The sequence below is a fragment of the Paenarthrobacter sp. NPDC089307 genome (genome assembly GCF_040685055.1).
GTDB lineage: Bacteria > Actinomycetota > Actinomycetes > Actinomycetales > Micrococcaceae > Arthrobacter.
In genome coordinates this window covers 118,879-138,151 of the sequence record NZ_JBFBHE010000008.1, presented here as the reverse complement: position 1 = coordinate 138,151, position 19,273 = coordinate 118,879, and the positions used below count along the sequence as shown (strand labels likewise).

The following is a 19,273-nucleotide window of genomic DNA, read 5'->3' as shown; positions in this document are numbered from 1 at the left end:
CGCATCGGGTCCGACAGAAATCCATCCTCCCCTTCCCGAAAGGATTGTTCACATGAGTAAGACCCACGTAGTTGCGGGGGCACACCTGGCTCCCGTATTTCTGGATGCGGCAGCCACGACACAAAAGGCAATTGGCGCGATAGCCGAGGCAGCCAAGGCCGGGGCGGAACTGGTGGCTTTCCCCGAATCATTCATCCCGGGCTTCCCCGTCTGGGCAGCCCTGTCAGCGCCCATCTACAACCACGAATTTTTCCGCCGCTTCGTGGACTCCTCGGTCGCCATCGACGGACCCGAAATCCAGGCGATCCGCAGTGCTGCCCGCAGGCACGGTATCGCCGTGTCCGTGGGGATCAGCGAGAAAAACCCGTCAAGTGTCGGCAGCATCTGGAACTCCAACGTCCTGATTGGGCCCGACGGGACGATCCTCAACCATCATCGCAAGCTTGTGCCAACCTTCTACGAAAAATTGGTCTGGACCCCCGGAGATGGCCATGGGCTGACCGTCGCGGATACGCAGGTGGGCCGGGTGGGCACCCTGATTTGCGGCGAGAACACCAACCCTCTGGCCCGCTACACGCTGATGGCGCAGGCCGAAGAAATGCACATCTCCACCTATCCACCGCTGTGGCCCACCCGGGACCCTGCCGACGGCGGAAAACCCTATGACTTGGAAGCCGCCATCCGCGTCCGCGCCGGCGCCCATTCCTTCGAAGCCAAAGTGTTCAACCTTGTCGTCTCCTCTGTTCTCGACAGCAGCACACGAAAGGCCCTGAGCGTGCTCGGCGAAAATGCCATGCGGGTTCTCGAGAGCACCGCCCGGGGGGTCACCCTCGTCATCGACCCCTTCGCCGATGTCATAAGTGACGTTCTCCGCGACGACGAAGGACTCCTTTACCAGGAAATCGACTTGGACCAGTGCATCGAACCAAAGCAGTTCCACGACGCCAGCGGCTACTATAACCGCTTCGACATTTTCGATCTGAAAGTTGACCGCAGCCGCATCAAACCCATTACCTTTACCGAATTTGCCGCCTCTGCAGACAACTCCGAAACAGTCCCTCACAATAAATTCGAAAGCGCAACAAGCCGATGACGGGAGGACCAGCATTGGCCGGCACTCGACCTGGGACCAGTAGCTGGCGGATCGGGGCGGCCGGCTTCCTGCTCATGGTGGGTGTTGGAAGCATGTACGGCATGAGCGCACTGCAGGCCGAACTACCGCGGCTGCTCGGCGCTAGCGCGGCATGGTCTTTGGCACCGTTTGGTGCGGCATCACTCGGCCTCGCCGTCGGCACGGGACTGGGCGCCAAAATTCTCTCACCCTTGGGTCCGCGCCTGGCAGCCACGCTCGGAACCCTGGCCTGGGGTTTCGGCATGGCGGCTTCAGGCCTCGCCGTTGCGAACGGATCCCTCGCAGCAGCAGCTGCCGGCTTCGTCTTCGGGGGCGCCGGAGTGGGCCTGGCCTACCTGACCATTGTTGCCACCGTTGGGCCGAGCTTTCCGACCCGCCCACTGATAGGAAGCGCTATTGGCCCGGTCGGCTTCATGATAGGAACCAGCCTGTTTTTCCTGGTGGCTATGGCGACGGGTTTTCACCAGCTTGGAGTTCGTGAGGTCGGGACTGTGCTGATCGCGGCCGGCCTCCTCATTTCCTGTGTCGCTGTCGCAGCCGGCCGAGGCATGCCCCGTTCGGCCACCAGCGGTGAAGGTCAACGTGCCCTGCCCGCTCAACAAACGTCGGCTGCTCCTGCCAGAAGGGCCCTGTCGGTTCTGCTGTTCGTCAATGCTCTGCCTGGCATGCTCCTCCTGGCAGTCGTGGTGCCCGTGGTCTCCAACACCCTTCAGCGAAGCAACGTGGCCGCTGAGGCGATCGTCGTCGCCACCGCCGTGGCCTTGTTCCTGGGCGGCCTGTTGGCTCCCGGCCTCCGCCGGAGGACTGGGGTGCGCAAGGCGTTTGTGATCCTGCTGCTGGTGCGGGGAGCACTTCTCCTGACCGTCCCCCTGATACCGGGAACGGCGGCAAACGTATTGCTTTTGGCCGCGGTGCTGTTCGGGCACGGAGCGGGGTTCAGTCTTCTCCCGGGGCTGATGAGGTCCCAGGATAGCCCGGCCCGCTTCCACGTGAACTACGGCCAGGTTCTTATCGCCTGGGGTGTCGCAGGTTTGGTCGGGGTGGGCCTGGCCGCAGTTAGCGTCAGCACAACCGGAGGTTACAGTGCAGGTCTGGCCATGTGCGGCGGCACTGTGCTGACGGCGGCCCTGCTGTTGGCCATCTTCGGAGCCGACCTGCCCGCGCTGCGGGAAACCTGACCCACTATTTTATCCATCTCGGCACCCGGACGTCCGGGGGATGGAGCCACTCGTCCGGGGAGCCGCGGTACCCCGCTTCTTCCCCGGACCGGCTTCTACACGCTTCTCGCTGACACGGTCTCGTTATGCGGGACGTCCCCTGTCACCGTCTTTTGACGGACAATCGGGGCGGACTGCAGGTCCAAGCCTGAGAAGAGGGTCCGCTTCACGGCCCCAAGTGCGGTTTGGATGGCACCGGCGATGATCGCCCGCTCGCTGGACGCGGATGTCCGCAGTCGAGCCTCCACGGGATGGGGCTGCGCAAACAGTCGGCGACCCAGAGCATCGACGAGCAAATGGTCAAGCGTTCCGAGAACGCCACCGATAACGATCTCCTGGGGAGCCAAAATCCATGCCAGCGTCTGAAGGCCAGGAGCCATACCGGCCGCGAGAGAATCAATCTCCGCCAACGCCATGGCATCACCCTCGCGGGAAAGTCGGATAATCTCATGGGCTTCCTGCGACCGGGGATGGTCCGGATGAACCAGTCCGCTCAGCACGTGGTCCTGCACTGCCTCGAAGTTCAGTGCCGGCGCCCACACAATCTCACCCGCCGCACCGTCAGCACCACGGTAGAGCTGCCCGTTGATCACGATACCGAGACCGATGCGCACACCGTCCGCACGGACCCAGATGAAGTTAGCGTCAGGATCTTCACCGGCCAGGGCAACCTCGCCCAGAGCAGCGAGGTTTGAGTCGTTCTCGACCTGCACGGGGCAGTCGAAGCCTTCTTCGAGGCGCGACCTCAGTGGAAAGTCGGACCAATCCAGGAAGGTCGCTGGCAGGTCGATGGTGCCGTTGTCCCTGACAATGCCGGGCGTCGCCACTGCGACCGCCAGGACGTGCCCGCGCTCCACAGCTGCTTCCGTCAAGAGCAGGTCAACTTCGTTAAACAAGTGCGCGATCCGGTCTTCACGGCTCAGTGCATTACTTAGGTCGGAGCGCCGCTCTGATACCGGCGAGCCGGACAGATCGGCGAGCTGGGCAATCATATACCCAAAGTCCAGCTGGACCGCCGCGACGTAGCCGGCCTGCCAATTAAAGGAAAGGGACCGGGCCGGACGCCCCGCCCCGCGTTTCGAGGACGCAGTGGGGACCGTGTCATCGATCCAACCTTGGGCTGCCAGATCGTTGATGATCACCTCCAGCGTGCGCCGCGACAGGCCGGTGAGACTCTGTAGGGGCCCGGTAGCTATCGGACCGTTGTCATAAACCGCCCTGAGGGTAGAGGCAATGTTCAGTCGGCGCATAGCGCTTGGATCTACCGGCCCCATGAAGCTCCTTCTGGCACCCGGACATCCCGAATGGGATGCCGGCTCTCCTATCGAATAAATAAAAACATGATACTTTCCAAAATTATTTCGGGAACCACTGGCTATTATGCGAAGAGTCTGCACATAATTGAGGGCATCCCCCTCCAAACGTTTACCGAGGAGTCATCTTGAAGACATTTCAAACCCGCCGCCGGTGGGTGGCATGCGCGGTCGCACTCAGTGTCGCAGCCTCCGTCGCCCTCACCAGCTGCGCAAGCAACGACGCGAGCAGCTCCGGGGAGTCGGGCGGCGCTGCGGGCAATTCCCCCCTGCCTAAAGAGCTCGTTGATGCCGCCGTAGCCAAGGCGAAGGCCATCGCCGGACAGGAAAAGCTGGGCGATTCGCTCTCCATAGTCGGGATCGCCGGCGGTGAAGAAGGCGGCTCCCTGGAGCAGGCAATGGCGCCGTTCACGACCGCCACAGGTACCAAGATCAAGTACACCGGAACCGGGGACCAAGCCAAGGTCGTCCAATCTGCCGTCGAGGGCGGGAACCTTCCCGATCTTGTCGACGGCCAGGGCGCGGGACAGATGCTCGAGTACGCCAAGCAGGGTAAGCTCCTCCCGCTCAATGACGTCGTCGGCGATGAGCTGAATAACTACAACAAGGGCCTGACTGACTTCGCATCGGTGGGCGGCAAGGTTTACGGGCTCTGGGGCGAGACGGACAGCTTCGCCATCTGGTACGACCCGCAGACCTACAAGGGTCCCAAGGATCCTGCGAGCTGGGCGGAGCTACAGTCCTGGGTTGACGACAATCCGTCAGCCGGTTCCGCACCGGCCCCCTGGTGCATGACCCTGGAGGCCGGCACGAGGACCGGATTCCCCGCCCAGGCCATCACCGAGAACATCTTCCTGAAGATGTGGGGTCCGGAAAAGATGAAGCAGTGGGCCAGCGGGGAATTGTCCTGGACATCACCAGAGGTGAAGGCCGCATTCGAGCGGTTCGGACAGATCGTGAAGTCGGACAAGACCGTCAACGGTGGCCCGTCCGCTGTGGTCTCAACGTCCTTCGCGAACTTTGCCGACGGCATGTACACCAAGCCCCAGCAGTGCCAGCTCTCCCTTTGGGGCAACTACATCGGCGGTCTAATCAAGGCCAACAACCCGTCCGTATCGTCCCCGGAAACGCTGGACTTCTTCAATGTCCCGGGCGATACCCCCGAAGCCAAATCCGCTGAGAACACCACCGGTCATCTGATGTACGCCTTCAAGGACAAGGACAACCCCACGACGAGGGCATTCCTCAAGTACTGGGCATCATCCGAGGCACAGTCCCTCATCGCTGCAAGCGGCCGGTGGACCGTGGCCAACTCCAAGGTCCCTTCCAGCGCCTACCCCAACCCCGCCTTGCGGAAGTCCGCGCAGCAGCTCCAGGACGCGAAGGTCCTCTCCCCCGGACCGGCAACCACGGCCAATTCGGCAACTATCGCTGCCTGGAACACCGCCGTCGTCAACTATATCCAGGACCCGGAAACCCTCGACAAGGGCCTCGCCAACGTCCAGGCAACCATCAAGTAAGAATCCCATGACATACGTTCCATTCCTCATCGGAACCGTTGCTCTGCCCGCTGCCGTGATCCTTCTCACGGCAGCGGGAGAGCGGGTCCTCATCCGGTTCCGTCATGACATCTCAGCCAAATTCCGGCCATGGCTGTGGCTCAGCCCTCTCATCATCGCCACCGGCGTCGTCGTCCTGTTCCCGATCTTCTACACCTTCGCGCTGTCGTTCAAAGGCCAGGATGGGACGGGATGGGTCGGTCTGGACAACTTTGCCTACGCGTTCGGCGAAGCCATGCGCCCGATCCTGCTGAACAACCTCGTCTGGCTGATCGCCCTGCCGCTCGGTGTCACTGCCGTCGCTGTTCTCCTCGCCGTCCTGATCGACCGCATCAGGTGGGAAGCACTCGCCCGCACCATCCTGGTGCTGCCGACTGCGGTGTCTCTTGTGGCGGGGGCTGTCACTTGGCGCAACCTGTACGCCTACGCTCCGCCAGGGCGCAATCAGCTCGGAATCTTCAACGCCATGCTTCAGGGCATCGGCCTGGACCCGGTGGCCTGGACCTCACGCGGGCCGGGACCCACTCAGTGGCTGAACAACGTGTCCCTGGTCGTCGTGGCCGTATGGGCCTTCCTCGGCATAGCGCTGCTGGTCCTCTCAGCAGCCGTAAAGTCCATCCCTGAGGAAATGGTGGAGGCAGCCCGCCTTGACGGTGCCACGGAGTGGAGCATCTTCGTCCACATAACCCTCCCGTCCCTGTGGCCCAGCATCCTCACCGTGATCACCACCCAGGCAATCTTCGCGATCAAAATCTTCGACATCGTCTACGTGATGACCAACGGCAACAACGCCACCAACGTGGTTGGCAACCAGATCTTCTCCAACCTTTTCAACCGTCCCAATGAGCTCGGACATGCGGCCGCCCTCGCCGTCGTTCTGCTGGCAGCGGCAGCGCCCATCATTTGGTTCAACATCCGCTCGGTGCGACAGCAAGGAGCCACATCATGACCACCGTCCTGCAGGCCACCCCGGTCGTCACGCCCCCGGAGCGCCGGCGTCCATTCCCGGCCAAACGCCGAATCGGCCGCATCGTTCTGAACGTCGTTGTCTTCCTGTTCTGCGTCGGCTGGTTCACTCCGATCGCGCAGCTGCTCGCTGCAGCGCTTAGGACGTCGCCGGATACCGCCGCCTCCGGGTGGTGGCAGATCTTCACCCACCCGCTGCTGACCGTCGAAAACTTCAGCGACGCCACGCAGATCATGGACCTGGGCACCACCATCCCTGCGACCCTGGCCTTCACCATCCCCGCCGTCGTGCTCACGGTTCTGCTCTCCGCCTACGGCGGCTACGCACTCGCCCGCTGGCGCTTCAAAGGGTCATGGGTTGTCTACTCATTGCTCGTGGCGCTCCTGGTTGTCCCGCCCCAGGTCACCCTGGCTCCTCTCGTCCAGCTGTTTCGCGATTTCGGCCTGATCGGCAACCCGGCCACTGTTTGGATCTGGGAGACGGGTTTTACGCTTCCGTTCGGCGTGTTCCTGCTCCGCGGTTATATGGCTTCGCTGCCCGAGGAACTCTTCGAAGCAGCGAGGATGGATGGTGCGAGCGAATTTCGGGTGTTCTTCACCGTTGCTTTGCCCCTCTGTGTGCCCATCCTCGCCTCGCTGGGCATCCTGCAATTCATGTGGACCTGGAACGACCTCCTGGTGCCACTGACATTCATCGGTGCCACCAGCTCAAGCGCGCCCGTGACCCTGCAGCTGTCCAACCTGGTCCAGGCGCAGTCCGGCGGAGCAATCAACATTCTCTCTGCAGGTTCCCTGATCGCCATCGCGATTCCGCTGCTCGTGATCGTGTCACTTCAACGCTACTTCGTAGCCGGTATCACCGGCGGAGCAGTAAAGGGCTAAGGCCGCGCCGGTGACGGCTGCCGACTGGCACCCCACCGGAGATTAAAGCTGACCCGCCGTTCGGCGTCCCGCCAGCACAGCACCCCGGCTGCCAGGTCCCCTGGGGCCTGCCTTTAGCTGGCAGAGGTCCCCGACAGGGTTTACCACCATGCGCCCGGCGTGCGGGCAGGACACTCAGACCCAGCCGGTTCCCAACTCTTCCGAAAGAAGACTTCCCATGACGCACGTATCCGGCATCGAAGCCGTCGTTTCCGCCAGCCCGGATGAACGGGCCCGAGACCTTGAATCGCTCATGACTGATGAAGAACGCTTTTCACTCATCGTCAGCCACATGAGCGCCGGGCTGCTGGACCTTCCCCGTGATGATGCCCGCATTCCGGAAAGCGCCCCCGTCGGTGCCGGCTACACACCCGGCATTCCCCGGCTTGGCATCCCCGAACTCGTCATGACGGACGCCAGCCTCGGCGTGACCAACCCAGGCTACCGGCCCGGCGACACTGCGACCGCGCTGCCCGCGGGGCTCGCACTCGGGTCCACCTTCAACCCTGCGCTGGCGCGCCGGGCCGGAAGGGTGCTCGCGCTCGAGTCACTCGCCCGGGGCTTCAATGTCATGCTCGCAGGGGGAATAAACCTCGCTCGGGACCCCCGCAACGGACGGAATTTCGAATACCTCAGCGAAGACCCGTACCTCAGTGCGGACCTCGCCGCCGAATCCATCAATGGCATACAGGCCGAGCACGTCATCTCCACCATCAAGCACTACTCCCTGAACTGCAATGAGACCAACTCACGCTGGATTGATGCCCGCATCGACCCGGCCGCCCACCGTGAATCAGACCTGCTCGCGTTCGAAATAGCGATTGAACGGTCCCGGCCCGGAGCCGTCATGACCAGCTACAACAAGGTCAACGGCGAGCATGGCGGCGGCAACAAAGAACTCATCGACCATGTCCTCAAGAACTGCTGGGGATACCAAGGGTGGGTCATGTCTGACTGGGGCGCTACCCCGACGTGGGAATACGCTCTCTCAGGCCTGGACCAGGAAGCCGGGATCCAGGTGGACAAGATGATCTGGGGAGCAGAGGCCTTCACCGACAACCTTCGCACGGCTTACGAGGACGGACTCTTCCCCAAGGAACGACTCTCCGACATGGTAAGGCGAATCCTTCGCTCCATTCTGGCCGTCGGCATCGAGCAGGCACTCACTACTAACGATGTGGACGTCGACATGACAGAACACAACGAGGTGGCCCTGGACATCGCACGACAGGGAATTGTGCTGCTAAGCAACGACGGGATTTTGCCGCTGTCGGTAGACACGGCGCCAACCATCGGCATCATCGGCGGGTACGCCCACATGGGCGTCATCAGCGGCACGGGATCCAGCGCCGTCGTTCCGCCCACCGGCTACGCGGCAAGCATCAACCTCGGCGGGTTCGGAATCATGGGTCGGAACCGCAACCTCTTCGTACTCCCGAACTCCCCACTGAACGAGCTGGGCAAACTGATTCCGGATGCAACCATCGAATACGACCCGGGCCTGAGCCCGGCAGAGGCAGCATCCCTGGCGGGCCGCTGCGACCTCGTCATTGTTTTCGGGGTCCGGGTCGACGGCCAGGGATACGACCTGATTGACCTCGACCTGCCCTGGGGGCAGAACGGCGTCATTGACGCCGTCGCCGAGGCCAACCCGAACACAGTCGTCGTGCTCGAAAGCGGGAACCCAGTCAGCATGCCGTGGAAGGACAGGGTCCGCGCTGTTGTCCAGGCCTGGTACCCCGGCCAGGCCGGAGGACAGGCCATCGCCGAAATTCTGACTGGACGTGTCAACCCCTCCGGGCGCCTGCCTATGACGTTTCCCGCGAGTATTCACGACGTGCCGCGGCCCGTCCTGCCAGGCCAGGGCACCCCCTGGGGAACCCCAACGACTATCGAATACGGCGAAGGCGCGGAAATCGGCTATCGGCGGTTCGCCAAGAAAGACCACGACCCGCTGTTCGCCTTCGGACATGGGCTGGCCTACACGAACTTCGAATACTCGGCCCTGGATGTTCACGGCGGCGGAACCGTCACAGCGACGTTCACGGTGACCAATACTGGGAACCGCGCAGGGTCTGATGTTCCTCAGCTCTACCTTATGGCGGCACCGGATGAGCCCCGCCAGCGGTTGCTCGGATACAGCCGGGTCTCCCTTGAGCCAGGCCAATCCGCACAGGTTCACATCGAAGCGGATCCCCGGCTCCTCGCCCGTTTCGACGCCGACGCGGGACAATGGAAAATCGCCGAAGGCCTGCACGCCATCGCCCTGGGACGATCAGCCGCGAACATCGTCGAAACTCAGACGGTCACGCTTCCGGGACGCCGCTTTGGAAGGTAACCGGCCACCGGACGTTATGATGCCGGGAATTCCAGCCCCTCCCCTGCGCCCATCCCAGGACGCCGTATCTCTCGACCTTGTGTTCATTGCCGCCAACGCGGACATGGAGTTCACGACAAGACTGCCCGCGGCCAGACACCACATCCAAAACCTCCTCGCAGCCTTTAGCCTCGCCCTGTGCCGGCAGGACGCTGTTCGGCTTGCAGACTTGATCAGGGGCGTCAGAATCAGCAACGGAAGCGCGCCCTCCACGGACCCGGCGCAGATCCTCGGCTGGTTCAACGCCAACCATCACCCCGCCGCTCAAACGATCCACAACCTCAGCGTCCAGTTCACAGATGGGGCAGTGCATTACTCCGGCTTTTATCAGGACTGGAACTCCGGGCCGCACTGGAACTGCACCGCGATCAGATCTTTCAGCGGAAGGCTCAAGGCCGGGCACCAGGTGTGGCGGTGGGAAGAACACTCCATGCACCTGCTGGCCCCTACAGCCCCGCCCAGCGACTACGGGCTGGAGGCCCTCCAGGTTCGACCGGCGGCAGAGATCAAAACGACAGCACCCGTGTAGGCCGTCGCCCTGCATTGGCGGCGACTCATCCAGGGATCCCGGACGTCACCCACCACCCGACTGGCTTGGCCACCCACTACTGAACGCAATAAGAACGCTAACCGCAAGGAGCCTCAGCCCATGAACGAAAAAACAGAAGGACACGCGATCGGCCCCCTCGACGGCCACCTGGTCGTGGACCTTAGCCGCGCCCTGGCCGGACCGCACGCCGGAATGATGCTTGCCGATCTTGGCGCCCGTGTCATCAAGGTCGAAAATCCCGGGTCCGGGGACGACACCCGGGGCTGGGGACCGCCGTTCGTTGGCCCGGCGGACAACCTGCAGGCCACGTACTTCCTTTCCTGCAACCGCAACAAGGAGTCAATCGCCCTGGACCTCAAAAGCGACGAGGGAAAAGCTGCACTCACCGCCTTGCTGGAACGCGCCGACATCGTCATCGAAAACTTCCGTCCTGGCGTCATGGACCGCCTGGGATTCTCCCCGGCTGCCATGCACAAACTCAATCCCCGGCTCATTGTCCTGTCCATCACCGGCTTTGGCCACGATGGCCCCGAGTCGCACCGGAGCGGCTACGACCAGATCCTCCAAGGCGAAGCCGGCCTAATGTCCCTGACCGGGTCCGGTCCTGACGATCCACAACGGGTCGGGGTACCCATCGCCGACCTACTGTCGGGGATGAACGGAGCCTTTGGCGTTCTTGCCGCCCTGGTTGAACGGGGACGCACTGGTAAAGGCCAGCTCGTGCGCACGTCGCTGCTTGCGTCTCTGATCTCGGTTCACGCGTTCCAAGGGACCCGGGCGACCGTCGCCGGCGAGGTGCCTCAGGCCCAAGGCAACCACCACCCTTCCATCGCCCCCTATGGCCTCTTCCGCTGCCGCGGAGGAAGCGTCCAGATCAGCGTCGGCAGCGAAAAGCTCTGGTCGGCTTTTGCCCGTGAGTTCGGTCTTGACTCCGGCGCACCCGAATTCGCAACGAACTCGGACCGGGTACAGAACCGGCAAAAAGTCATCGACGCCATAGAAGCCGTCTTCCAGAACTACGATGCCAGAGACCTCCTCGCAAAGCTCGAACAAGCCGGCATCCCCGCCGGAAAAGTCCGCACCCTGGATGAGGTCTACGCCTGGGAACAGGTAACCGCGCAGGGGCTGAAAATCGACGTGAACCATCCCCTGCTAGGCAAAATTACCCTCCCGGGGCCGCCTCTTCGGTTCTTCACCGGCGATGGCCAGACGGAGACCACGCCCACACATCACCTCGCGCCCCCGCTGCTCGACGCCGACGGGGACCGTATCAAGCAGTGGCTCGCAAACGAAGACCGGACCGCCGTCCACCTCGGGGAAAAGGTTCGCTGATGCCGACACGCCAACGGACCAAGCGGCTTTCGGCCACAGCTCTTCTATCCGTTGTACTGGACCCCGGTACCTTTATCCCGTGGGACACAGAACCTGAGCAGCTTCCCCACGGCGAGGACTACGCTCTCGATCTGGCCGCGGCGGCACAAAGGAGCAGCGAAGACGAATCCGTCATCACCGGCATGGGTGTAGTCCGCGGCCATCGAGTGGCGCTGATTATCAGCGAATTCGCGTTCCTGGCCGGATCGATCGGCCACGCCGCTGCCCAAAGGATCGTGCAAGCCGTTGAGCGCGCCACAGCTGAGGGCTTGCCCCTGCTCGCCGGCACGGCATCCGGCGGCACCCGGATGCAGGAAGGAACGACCGCGTTCCTCTCCATGGTGAAAATCAGTGGCGCGGTTCGGGCCCACCGCCAGGCCGGGCTCCCCTACTTGGTGTACCTGCGCCATCCGACCACGGGTGGGGTGATGGCATCGTGGGGATCCCTAGGGCATGTCAACATCGCAGAACCGCAGGCGCTCCTGGGCTTCCTGGGGCCGCGCGTCTATGAAGCTCTTCATGGCGAACCGTTCCCGGCGGGCGTCCAAACCGCCGAAAACCTGTTCGCGAAGGGCCTTATCGACGCGGTAGCCGAGCCCGCCGGGCTACCCGACCTGATCGACCGGGCTTTGAACATCCTCATGCCGCACCCTTCAGAACCGGTCACGGCTCCATATAGCACCGGCGTCCTGCCGTCCCGGGCCGATGCTTGGACGTCCGTTCGGATCTCACGGAATCCGCGCAGACCCGGCCTCCGGCATCTCCTCCGCTACGGCGCTGACGACGCCCTTCCACTAAACGGAACAGGCCAGGGAGAGAAAGACCCGGGGCTCCTTCTCGCCCTTGCCCGATTTGGCACCCAGTCCTGCGTCGTCCTGGGCCACGCACGGCCCCTGCAACCAGGCGGCAAAGAAATGGGCCCGGCTTCGCTTCGGGAAGCCAGACGAGGCATGCGGCTCGCCGAAGAACTCCGCCTACCACTACTGACCGTCATCGATACCGCAGGCGCGGAACTCTCCAAGGAATCAGAGGAAGGCGGACTGGCCGGCGAAATAGCCAGGTCCATCTACGAACTCATCGGGCTGCGCGCACCGTCCGTGTCGGTGCTTCTCGGCCAAGGCGCCGGTGGCGGTGCCCTGGCACTTCTCCCGGCCGACCGCACCATCGCGGCCGAGCACGCGTGGCTGTCTCCCCTACCCCCGGAAGGAGCCAGCGCCATTGTGCACCGAACGCCCGAGTTCGCTTCCGCCATGGCCGCATCCCAGGGCATCAACGTAGCCGGACTGCACGCGATTGGCCTCGTAGACCATATCGTCGACGAACGCGGTAGCGATCCCGACAGTGTGGGCGACTGCGCGCGGGAGCCCCGTGAATTCAGTCTCAGGCTCGCCCATGCCATCGAATACGAGCTGGGAAGCCTCTCGTCCCGGCCAGTAGAGCGACTTCTGGCAGAACGAATGAGAAAGTATCGTACACTCGGGCTCTGATTCGGGAGTTCGGGGCGATCAGGTTTAAGCCTGCAGGGTCAAGGAACGCAGCGCTGCCAGCCTGAGCGGGGGGACGGGTAGCTGGAAGTGCGGCCGGATCACCGTGTCCACTTTTCCAAACTGGCCCTTTTTTTGAAGGCCAGTATTCCCTTAGTGTGGATGGAGCCCACTCGAGCGTTTTACGCGTGTCCAGAAAGACCCCCATGAATTCAGCAGTTTGTGAATGTTCGTTTCTCCAGGTGGACGTATTTTCCTCCACCCCGTACCGCGGGAATCCCGTAGCTGTCATTCTGGAAGCGGCTAGTCTTGATGACGAACTGATGCAACGCATCGCGCGGTGGACGAATCTGTCTGAAACGACATTCCTGTTGCCCCCTACCACCACTGATGCGGACTACCGGGTGCGGATCTTCACCCCCGGCGGCGAACTATCGTTCGCGGGGCATCCTACGCTCGGCTCTGCGCATGCCTGGCTTGAGGCCGGCGGAACCCCCATGCAGGCGGACCGGATCGTGCAGGAATGCAGCGCCGGTCTGATCGACGTGCATCGCACTAATGGCATTTTGTCTTTTGCCGCTCCGGCCATCGTTCGCACGGGCAGGCTGGAGGATGACTATCTGGCCCGAATCGTTTCCGCATTCGGCATCCGCCGCGAGCAGATTCTCTCTCACCAGTGGGTGGATAACGGACCCGGCTGGGCGGTCATCCGCCTTGCCACCGCCCAAGAGGTCCTCGGCCTCGAACCCGACCTGGGCCAGATCCCGGACGCGATGGTCGGCGCGATCGGCGCGTATCCGGAAGGCTCGGAGCACGCGTTCGAGATGCGCACCTTCGCGCCGGGAGTCGGCGTGGACGAAGACCCTGTTTGCGGTTCCATGAACGCTTCGGTCGGGCAGTGGCTTACCGGCACGGGCGAAGCCCCGACCAGCTACAGGGTGTCACAGGGTGCCCGACTCGGCAGAGCAGGAGAAATCATCATCACCGCCGATTCCGGGGGAGCCGTCTGGGTCGGAGGAACGACCACAACCTGCTTCCGCGGCACGGCTGTCATCCCCACCTGACCCATCAACCAGCCTCGACAGAGGAGCACATGAGCACGGCCCATCCGCCCGCACCCGTCGTATTGCACCTCCCCAGAAAAAGTATGGGCTGCGGCGGCCCTGGGCGGTAGCTGCGGTTAGCCATGCTGGCCCTTGTGGCCACCGTAGTGTTCAGATCTACCATCGTGCCCTGTTCGCTCTCATCGAGGACGAGTCCGGCTGGACGGCCACCGCCGGTGATCGTGCGCCTGGTGATCGCCTCGCACGTCCCACGGACTTCGGGCGTGAGTTCTTGGCTACCGCCGCCGAACAGTCGGCGCCAGGGCCCAATCCCCTTCGATGCGCGGCGTGCATGGGTCATGCGGCTGCGGCATTTCCGGCGGTTCTCGGCCGCTCCTACCATGGTGGAGAGAGATGCTCAGGTGCCCCGCCGATGATGCAGGCGCTCCTTCCAGGTATTCCAGCACGAGGAGGGCAATAATGTCAGACCATCATGAAGCCAGGAGAGTGCTGCAGGCTAACGGCCTGCTGGCCAGCCTCGGTGCCACCATTCCCTTAGTCGCCGCCCCGATGGCTGGAGGCCCCAGCACCACCGGGCTTGTCCTGGCCACCGCCAGGGCAGGAGGGGTCGGCTTTCTGGCCGGAGGCTACAAGACTCCAGCGGAGCTGGCCGGACAGATCGCTGAGGTACGCTCCGGCACTTCCAGTTTCGGGGTCAACCTGTTTGTGCCTAACACTGTTCCAATCAATCGGGACGCCTTCATCGGATATGCCCAAGCCCTTCGCACGGTAGCTGCGGCGTACGGTGTCGACCTCCGTGACTCGGCAGCCCTCGAGGACAGCGACAGGTGGGACGATAAAGTCGACATGCTTGCCCACGATCCGGTCCCGGTGGTCAGCTTCACTTTCGGGCTTCCTCCAGCGGATGTGGTGCGCCGCCTAAAGCAGGCCGGCACCCTGGTACTGCAGACCGTGACCAACCCGGAGGAGGCTAAACGCGCCGCAGCCCTGGGCGTAGACGGACTGATCGTGCAGTCACACCGGGCGGGCGGGCACTCTGGGACGATGTCACCTGGCACTCCCATCGCAGAAGTCCCCATGGCCGGACTCCTCGACAGCGTGCGCACCACGACTCATCTTCCCCTGTGGGCGGCAGGCGGAATCGCAACGCCTGCCGCGGTCCAGGAAGCCCTCGGCGCCGGCGCCGAGGCCGCCGTCATTGGCACCGTCCTGCTCCGTACACCTGAAAGCGGCGCATCCGCAACCTACAAAAAGGCGCTGGCGGATCCGGCCCGCACCGAGACTCTGCTGACGACCGCGTTTTCCGGCCGGCCCGCCCGCGCTCTCCGCAATCGCTTCCTCGACCAGTTCCACACGCTGGCGCCCGCCGGATACCCCGCCCTGCATCACCTGACCAGTCCCCTACGGAAGGCCGCTGCCGCCGCTGGGGACCCGGAGGGCATCAACATCTGGGCAGGCACCGGTTATAAGCACGCCACCGACGAACCTGCCGCAAACATACTGCTCAGACTTGCGGAAGCACGATAGCAATACATGCGCCGCTTCGCACACCTCCCTACGGGGACTTCCCAGACCCACTAATCAGCCCCGACAACGCAGCCGCGAAGAACCGTCCCGAAGCCTTTTCGCCACTATCCATGTGCCTTCGTCGCTTCAACATTCTTCCGTCGAAGCTGGCGGCGAAGGCATTCAGGAGGGGCTTCCATCCTCCGGCCCATGGTGCCCTGCTTTGCCTGTGGGCTCCGGTGTCCGCGTGGCGAGGTTAGAGGTGCTTCAGGGCCACCTGCTCCGTGGGGAAATCTGTGCTGAGTGCGCACCCGCTTGAGGTCGAAGGGACGTTCATGCTGAGCTGCCGGAGCGATTGAAGTTCCTAGGCCCGGGGCTAGGCGTTGCCTTGTACACGACATATGGGTGCTTATCGGCGTACAGCTGTTCGGGAAACGCCTTTCAAACTGTGGCGAGCTGCGGCTACGGAGGAATTCGCGAGGACTCACAAGACTCACAAGGAGTCACAAGCTTCCTGCCGATGAGTTCCAGCCGTTGACCATCGCTGTCGGCATCGATCAGTCTTCGGATTCTGTGGTTGCTTCTGCCCATTCGAGTGCGGCGACAACGTGTCCTTCACTAGGCAGGGCGATTTTTTCGTCTGCGGGCAGTTTGTCGTAGGTGTAGGCGGCGACTGCCATGGGTGAGGTCGAGCGGCCGAGGCTGTACCGGACGGTGCGGTCGTTCTTTGTGCCGCAGATGAGGATGCCGATGGTTTCGTTATGGTGCTCACGGCGGAGCATGTCATCGACCAGTGCGACGTAGAAGTTCAGTTTGCCGGCGTATTCGGGCTGGAACTTGCCGGTCTTGAGTTCAACGACCACGTAGCGGTTTTGGTCCATGTGGAAGAAGAGCAGGTCCACGAAATAGTCGTCGCCGTCGACGTCGAAGTGCACCTGCCGGCCGACGAAGGAGAACCCGGGCCCGAGTTCCCGCAGGGTTTCGGTGATGCGGCTGGTGAGGGCATTTTCCAGATCCCGCTCTGCTACCTCACCGGAAAGGCCAAGGAATTCAAAGTTGTAGGGGTCTTTGGCGACTTGTTGGGCCAGCTCGGATGAGGGCGCAGCAAGTTGCTGCGCAAAGTTCGACGGGGCGTTGCCGGTGCGTTCGAGGGTTTTGTTCATGATCATGTTCAGCAGGACGTTGCGTGACCACCCGTACTGGACGGCGGCTGCGGCGTAGGCGTTGGTCGCTTCAAGCCCGAGCTTCTTGTCCAGGAGGACCATGATGTGTCCCCATGGCAATTGCGCAGCAGCCTGCTGCGCAATTGCCCCATCGGGCCAAGTGGCCGCGAAAGTGGCCATGTACTGGATATTTCACGGTGATAGGCCCTTCATCTCGGGGAACTCTTTGCGCAGGTCCTCGGAGAGTTTCTTAATGACCCCACTCCCCCAGCCTTGCTGCTCTTGCCGACGCCGGACGCCTAGGCCAATGGTCCAATACATCTCGATGAGCTGGGTGTTAATGGTCCGGAGAGCCTTGGTCCTGGCTGCTTTGACTGTTGCTTTGAGATCCTCGAGCAGTTCCGCATAGCCAGCGGGGAGGTCAAGTTCACGGGAATCGGTCATCACTCCACCCTAATGTGAGCCACCGTCAGGGGTGGTGGGCTCAGTTGTCCATACGCTGTTTGGACAACTGAGCCCGCGGGTTTTAGCAGGCGGTTGGGTCTCCGAAGGGCAGGGAGGTTCCGGCGATGAGCCAATTTGTGCCGTCCCAGTGCATGGAGTACCGGATCTTCCAGTTCGAACATGTTTGGCCAGAATCCCGGAAGGCATCGGCGGCGTCCTGGATGGTTTGAAGATTCACATCGGCGGTCAGATCGTTGGCTGAGGGGGCGCCGGTGACATTAGTGAGCTCGGCTTTTGTCCAGTAGGAGGATCCGAGGTCCTTGCTCCATGAGATGGCGTCCCCGAAAGTGGACTGGAGCTCAGGGGTGAGGAGTTTGAATGCTGCGGTGTAGGCGCCGCGATTGATGCCTTGACCGTGAAGGAGCAGGCTTTGGCCTATGCTGCGCGCTTGGTCATGATCTGCCGAGACGGTGAAGGGGAAGAATCCGGAACCTGGCGCCGGTGCATTTCCGCAGTCTTTCAAGGCCACAGGCGTTGACTTGGATTTCCACTCGTTGACGGCGGAGGCGGCACGGGGCGCCGTTACCGCGTAGGCGATACCTTCGGCTTTCATGTAGTGATCGAATTCGATGGTGACAACAATGCCGGCTACCTGGCCGTCCTGGGTGATGAGTGGTCCTCCGCTGTTGCCATGGTTGATAGCAGCGTCTGTTTGGATCAGGTTGCGCAAAACCCGGTCCCCTATGTCCTGTTCAGCGTCGAGGGCGCTGACTGTTCCTTTGGTGAAGGTGAAGGGGCGGCCCAGGGGAAACCCAAGGGCTGCTACGTCGGTGGCGACCGGCGGTTCGCTGGTTCTGAGCTGAAACTGATGGCCCTGGACCGGACGGTCGGTTCTGACAAGAGCGATGTCCGCCACTTCATTAGTGCCCACAACGGTGGCGTTCACCGATGTTCTGCCGAAAGCCACGCTGATCGCGGCAGCGTCATGGACAACGTGCGCTGCAGTGACCACCAGATTCGGTTCGATAAGGAACCCGGTTCCTGTACCGCCGGATTCACACGTGGTGACCGAGATTTGGCCCACACCTGACTGAACGTCAGCGACGACATCAGGCCATGCGCTCGTCGACGGGGCTGCGCTTATACTCGTCGCCGTCGACGTGGTCGGTGAGGTTTGGGTAGGCGAGGAGGTTGGAACGCTGCTTGTCGGCGGCGAAGTCTGCGGGGACGTGACGGATCCGTTGGTGCAGCCTGTAGCCCACAGACACAGGGTTAGTGACGTGACAACTGTGCAACGGATGAAGGGGTTTGGTTTGTTGCTCATTAGCTACCTCCCGAGGCTGAGAAGAGCAGCTGCCCGAGCGGCCTTATGTCGTGCCCGCCCCTGCAAGTGCTCACAAAGAATATGAGTCGGGTAAGCCACCGTCAGATGTGCCTGATCATGGAGGGAAGCAGGAGACCTTCCCCATGATTCAAACCAACGGCCGTTTACTCGACTCGTGTCCCAGCAAGCCCATCGTAACTCCTAAGGATCCTGTTCATCCGGAAAATGCTGACGGGCGAGTCGACAGCAGGACCGCATCCGGGCCTTACCCTGATGACCTGCGACTGGCCGCAGCAGCCCCCGCTGCGGCTTCAGTTCCGGCCTAGGATTCAACGTTGTTTGGACTATTGCCCCACTAGATGTGGCCACAGCTTGTGGCACTATCGGGAGCCGCACACCGCTTCCTTGTTCAGACAGAATAGGTAGCTTCCAGCGATAGAGCGTTCAGAATTATGGCTGGATGGTTCTGACGTCGGGGAACCATCCGTGGGGTGCTTTGCGGGGTTCGAGGTGGTCGGGGTCGCGGTGTTCTTTCATGTCGCAGTTGTAGAACGGCCCTTGGGGGTCGAGGAGGACGCGCATGTGGTGGTCTGCGTGGTCTCGCCACCAGACGCTCATGCCCGTCGCGGGGTCCAGGCGCAGGTGTTCCCAGGCTCGCCAGAGCGCGGCGACCCGGGAGATGGCCTCGGGGTGGAAATACCATTCGATGCACCACTTTGCGGATTTTCCCGTGACGCTGCGCATGTAAGTGGGCAGCAGCTGCTCATGGAGGAACTCTTCGGCCGAGCCGTAGACGAGTTCCGGTTCTTTCACTGCGCCTAGGTCAGCTGGGGCTGGGGCTGGTGTGTCCGTGTCGTAGAGGTCAAAATCATTCGCCATGCG

The 19,273-nt window shown here is 62.5% G+C and carries 15 protein-coding genes and 1 pseudogene; 11 read left to right on the top strand and 5 right to left on the bottom strand.

Annotated elements, in window-relative coordinates:
• The first annotated feature begins 52 nt into the window (after positions 1-52).
• Together AB0N72_RS19200 and AB0N72_RS19195 are read left to right on the top strand one after the other, a co-directional pair.
• Positions 53-1,093, top strand: a complete 1,041-nt coding sequence (locus AB0N72_RS19200) for a carbon-nitrogen hydrolase family protein (RefSeq protein ID WP_363934045.1) — start codon at positions 53-55, stop codon at positions 1,091-1,093.
• Between the two features lie 101 nt (positions 1,094-1,194).
• The gene (locus tag AB0N72_RS19195) at positions 1,195-2,310 is read left to right on the top strand and encodes a hypothetical protein (protein WP_363934043.1); all 1,116 of its coding nucleotides are present in this window, start codon (positions 1,195-1,197) and stop codon (positions 2,308-2,310) included.
• 95 nt (positions 2,311-2,405) lie between these two features.
• Here AB0N72_RS19195 and AB0N72_RS19190 read toward each other — a convergent pair whose 3' ends face one another.
• On the bottom strand, positions 2,406-3,623 hold the full coding sequence (locus tag AB0N72_RS19190; RefSeq protein ID WP_364081394.1) for an ROK family protein: 1,218 nt from the start codon (positions 3,621-3,623) through the stop codon (positions 2,406-2,408).
• A 167-nt stretch (positions 3,624-3,790) separates the two neighbouring features.
• Between AB0N72_RS19190 and AB0N72_RS19185 the strand changes: the two genes are divergently transcribed.
• From AB0N72_RS19185 to AB0N72_RS19145, 9 genes are all read left to right on the top strand, one after another.
• Positions 3,791-5,182 carry a hypothetical protein gene (locus AB0N72_RS19185; RefSeq protein ID WP_363934039.1) on the top strand — a complete coding sequence of 464 codons (1,392 nt, stop codon included), beginning with the start codon at positions 3,791-3,793 and terminating at the stop codon, positions 5,180-5,182.
• A 7-nt stretch (positions 5,183-5,189) separates the two neighbouring features.
• Positions 5,190-6,170 carry a sugar ABC transporter permease gene (locus AB0N72_RS19180; protein WP_363934037.1) on the top strand — a complete coding sequence of 327 codons (981 nt, stop codon included), beginning with the start codon at positions 5,190-5,192 and terminating at the stop codon, positions 6,168-6,170.
• Positions 6,167-7,069, top strand: a complete 903-nt coding sequence (locus AB0N72_RS19175; protein WP_363934035.1) for a carbohydrate ABC transporter permease — start codon at positions 6,167-6,169, stop codon at positions 7,067-7,069. The genes AB0N72_RS19180 and AB0N72_RS19175 overlap by 4 nt, the downstream gene beginning before the upstream one ends.
• Before the next feature lie 217 nt (positions 7,070-7,286).
• Positions 7,287-9,446, top strand: a complete 2,160-nt coding sequence (locus AB0N72_RS19170; RefSeq protein WP_363934033.1) for a beta-glucosidase — start codon at positions 7,287-7,289, stop codon at positions 9,444-9,446.
• Between the two features lie 19 nt (positions 9,447-9,465).
• Complete coding sequence (locus AB0N72_RS19165) at positions 9,466-10,014, top strand: hypothetical protein (RefSeq protein ID WP_363934031.1); 549 nt, start codon at positions 9,466-9,468, stop codon at positions 10,012-10,014.
• A 120-nt stretch (positions 10,015-10,134) separates the two neighbouring features.
• On the top strand, positions 10,135-11,367 hold the full coding sequence (locus tag AB0N72_RS19160; RefSeq protein ID WP_363934029.1) for a CoA transferase: 1,233 nt from the start codon (positions 10,135-10,137) through the stop codon (positions 11,365-11,367).
• Positions 11,367-12,893, top strand: coding sequence for a carboxyl transferase domain-containing protein (locus AB0N72_RS19155; RefSeq protein WP_363934027.1), 1,527 nt, complete (start codon positions 11,367-11,369; stop codon positions 12,891-12,893). Before AB0N72_RS19160 ends, AB0N72_RS19155 begins: the two co-directional genes overlap by 1 nt.
• A gap of 203 nt (positions 12,894-13,096) precedes the next feature.
• Positions 13,097-13,954: a PhzF family phenazine biosynthesis protein gene (locus tag AB0N72_RS19150; protein ID WP_363934025.1), complete on the top strand. Its 858-nt coding sequence runs from the start codon at positions 13,097-13,099 to the stop codon at positions 13,952-13,954.
• Between the two features lie 459 nt (positions 13,955-14,413).
• Positions 14,414-15,481: a nitronate monooxygenase gene (locus AB0N72_RS19145; protein WP_363934023.1), complete on the top strand. Its 1,068-nt coding sequence runs from the start codon at positions 14,414-14,416 to the stop codon at positions 15,479-15,481.
• Between the two features lie 536 nt (positions 15,482-16,017).
• Here AB0N72_RS19145 and AB0N72_RS19140 read toward each other — a convergent pair.
• From AB0N72_RS19140 to AB0N72_RS19125, 4 genes and pseudogenes are all read right to left on the bottom strand, one after another.
• Positions 16,018-17,067: pseudogene (locus tag AB0N72_RS19140) on the bottom strand (PDDEXK nuclease domain-containing protein).
• Between the two features lie 82 nt (positions 17,068-17,149).
• Positions 17,150-18,151 carry a S1C family serine protease gene (locus AB0N72_RS19135; protein ID WP_363934021.1) on the bottom strand — a complete coding sequence of 334 codons (1,002 nt, stop codon included), beginning with the start codon at positions 18,149-18,151 and terminating at the stop codon, positions 17,150-17,152.
• Between the two features lie 25 nt (positions 18,152-18,176).
• The gene (locus tag AB0N72_RS19130; protein WP_363934019.1) at positions 18,177-18,329 is read right to left on the bottom strand and encodes a hypothetical protein; all 153 of its coding nucleotides are present in this window, start codon (positions 18,327-18,329) and stop codon (positions 18,177-18,179) included.
• A gap of 512 nt (positions 18,330-18,841) precedes the next feature.
• Positions 18,842-19,270 carry a DUF4913 domain-containing protein gene (locus AB0N72_RS19125; protein WP_363934017.1) on the bottom strand — a complete coding sequence of 143 codons (429 nt, stop codon included), beginning with the start codon at positions 19,268-19,270 and terminating at the stop codon, positions 18,842-18,844.
• Positions 19,271-19,273 lie beyond the last annotated feature (3 nt).

Bases quoted from the DNA above. Each gene is read 5' to 3' on its own strand.
- AB0N72_RS19200 (WP_363934045.1), top strand. From the start codon at position 53: ATGAGTAAGACCCACGTAGTTGCGGGGGCACACCTGGCTCCCGTATTT.
- AB0N72_RS19195 (WP_363934043.1), top strand. From the start codon at position 1,195: ATGAGCGCACTGCAGGCCGAACTACCGCGGCTGCTCGGCGCTAGCGCG.
- AB0N72_RS19190 (WP_364081394.1), bottom strand. From the start codon at position 3,623: ATGGGGCCGGTAGATCCAAGCGCTATGCGCCGACTGAACATTGCCTCT.
- AB0N72_RS19180 (WP_363934037.1), top strand. From the start codon at position 5,190: ATGACATACGTTCCATTCCTCATCGGAACCGTTGCTCTGCCCGCTGCC.
- AB0N72_RS19175 (WP_363934035.1), top strand. From the start codon at position 6,167: ATGACCACCGTCCTGCAGGCCACCCCGGTCGTCACGCCCCCGGAGCGC.
- AB0N72_RS19170 (WP_363934033.1), top strand. From the start codon at position 7,287: ATGACGCACGTATCCGGCATCGAAGCCGTCGTTTCCGCCAGCCCGGAT.
- AB0N72_RS19165 (WP_363934031.1), top strand. From the start codon at position 9,466: ATGCCGGGAATTCCAGCCCCTCCCCTGCGCCCATCCCAGGACGCCGTA.
- AB0N72_RS19160 (WP_363934029.1), top strand. From the start codon at position 10,135: ATGAACGAAAAAACAGAAGGACACGCGATCGGCCCCCTCGACGGCCAC.
- AB0N72_RS19155 (WP_363934027.1), top strand. From the start codon at position 11,367: ATGCCGACACGCCAACGGACCAAGCGGCTTTCGGCCACAGCTCTTCTA.
- AB0N72_RS19150 (WP_363934025.1), top strand. From the start codon at position 13,097: ATGAATTCAGCAGTTTGTGAATGTTCGTTTCTCCAGGTGGACGTATTT.
- AB0N72_RS19145 (WP_363934023.1), top strand. From the start codon at position 14,414: ATGTCAGACCATCATGAAGCCAGGAGAGTGCTGCAGGCTAACGGCCTG.
- AB0N72_RS19125 (WP_363934017.1), bottom strand. From the start codon at position 19,270: ATGGCGAATGATTTTGACCTCTACGACACGGACACACCAGCCCCAGCC.